Annotated in this window: 2 protein-coding genes; one reads left to right on the forward strand and one right to left on the reverse strand. The window is 31.1% G+C overall.

Annotated features, from left to right (window positions below; genetic code table 11):
* The coding region (locus MHI38_RS28695; protein ID WP_341182002.1) for a toll/interleukin-1 receptor domain-containing protein at nt 1–743 on the forward strand (743 nt) is incomplete at its 5' end.
* Here the strand turns inward: MHI38_RS28695 and MHI38_RS28700 are convergent.
* On the reverse strand, nt 718–2,193 hold the full coding sequence (locus tag MHI38_RS28700; RefSeq protein WP_341182003.1) for an SIR2 family protein: 1,476 nt from the start codon (nt 2,191–2,193) through the stop codon (nt 718–720). The genes MHI38_RS28695 and MHI38_RS28700 overlap by 26 nt on opposite strands.
* Nucleotides 2,194–2,282: the final 89 nt, after the last annotated feature.

Raw genomic sequence — 2,282 nt, forward strand, 5'->3', positions numbered from 1 at the left:
TTGTAGTTTTGAATTCTAAGTTTGATTTTTTCTTTAGCTATTCCCGAGCTTTCTACGAAGAGTTTAGTAAACACTTAATCGATGATTTATCAAAATATGGGATTGAACTTTGGGTTGATGTTCATGATGTTCCATTTGGTGTAAATGTATTCCAACATCTTGAATTGATTTTGGATAAAACAGAAAGTACTCTTGGAGCAATTCTAATATTGAGTGAAGATTTTTTCAGAAAAGAATGGTGTCGAATTGAATTGGAATATTTTATCGAAAATAATATTCATGTATTTCCGATATTATTTCAATTGACAAAAAATGATATCCCGATGGAATATTCATACATAAAATCTCTTGATAGAGTATCTGTATCATCAACCAAAGATTATAACTATCAATTTGCAATCAATAAAATTCTCGCTATCTATATTAATAGTAATAAAGAGAATATAAATACAATTAAAATAGAAAGTTCAATATTTGAATCATTAGTTCATAGCTTTATAGAAACACAATATAAAAAATCCTGTATTATCTCTGCCAATAATATTGCAAGATATATCAATTACTTTTATATGATGAATAAAATACCTATGCCTGCTTTTATTCAGGTTATAATAAACATTACAGAAATAAAACTTCAGCATTATTTTAATGAAGAATTTACTCAAACAGATAACAATATCACTAAACTAGCAGGGAAAGTTCTGATTGATTGTCATACTAAAAATTCCGTATATGATCTATAGTTTCCAAAATAACATCAACTAATTTATCGGGGTCAGTTTCAGTATTTAACCTTGATATATAGTTCCTAAGATAACTACACTTATTAATGTTAAGCTCTATTCTTTGCAGTATTTCTTTTGCTGCAAAACCTGTAGCACCAACTGGTATTATGTACTTATTTTGCTTAGTTGCTCTATCGAAGTCATTCAAAACTCCTTTAGATGTCTTAAGCTGACCATCATAGAAATTGTTTCCGAAAAGAAATATGACAATTCCAACCTTCTTGATCATATCTTCCTGAAACATTTTTTTTGCACTCGGATCAATATGATCAGCATTTCCTCTTATTAAGGGCAGGGTTTTGAGCGAAAGGTATTTATTCATATCAAGATTCCTTTCAAACATCGCCTGAAGAGCACCGCTTACTACCTGTGGGCCTACTCCTTCAATTAACCCTGTAGAAATGTGGAAATCTCCATAAATTAAACGTTCTCCAAGCTTACTCATGAAGATCGTGGCTGTCTCTTCACTCCAAGTCCCGTAATCTCTGCAGCTACCAGCTATAAATACTCTTCTGGTTATATTCTTCTTCTCGATTTGTGCCAATAGTGTTGGGATTTCATCATATTCATCTACAAAGACTGTATTGATTCCAAATCGTTTTAAATCTCTCACTATATGTTTTTGTTTTTCAATTTCGTATAGACAGTCAATATATATTGCTTTCAAATTTTCTTTTTCTGGGGTGTTTTCTTGTGCTGCTACATACTTTTTTTCGATTTCAGAACTATCTATTCTTTTTGATATGCAGTAATGTGTTCTAACATTTTTTCCTATTGAACGTATGGAAGAAAGTATCTGCATAAAATCAGGATCATTAAAGCTGTATCCGACGAAAAGGAACGTTTTAGATAGCAGCTGTCCCGTGAGTGCATTAATAAAAAGTTGATGAGTATTATGAAAAGAACTATAGTCATCTTTTGTTAAAACAATACTTTCTGGATGACGAGAATCTCCATGGAATTTATAAATAGTAACCTCTGAGTTATCTTTAGTAGTGGAGAAGTTTGAGTTAGTAATCTTCACGTCGTATTCTTTATTTTGCTTCTCCACACATTTCTCAATGATGTTGTCATAGTTCGTTGTCCAGTAGGTTTTAATTGGCATTGAGGCTAAAATCTCCATTGGATGATTTTTTACATAATTATGAGAAAATTTATCTAAGATAAGTTGTAATAGTTCATGCTTATTGCCTGACCGACCATTCACGTAATATTGGGCAAGTGAAATTAAATCAGCTTCTTTATCGACATCTAATTTAATTTCGGTAGCTAACTCTCGTAGTAGCTCTTTCCAATTAACAAAACCTGAATTCTGTGACAGACCGGCACCAGCAAAAATTGCAGCATTTTCTTGAAATATTGCTTTCTCAAAGTCACGAATAAAAATTTCTTTACTTATATCATCCATCTATAAGAAACCACCTTTTTATAAAAATTCTTAACGTAATAAGCATTTGATAAAAGTTATATGATAGCTATTGGGTCTTCTTATATTTG

It is taken from the genome of Paenibacillus sp. FSL K6-1558 (assembly GCF_038002565.1).
Lineage (GTDB): Bacteria > Bacillota > Bacilli > Paenibacillales > Paenibacillaceae > Paenibacillus > Paenibacillus polysaccharolyticus.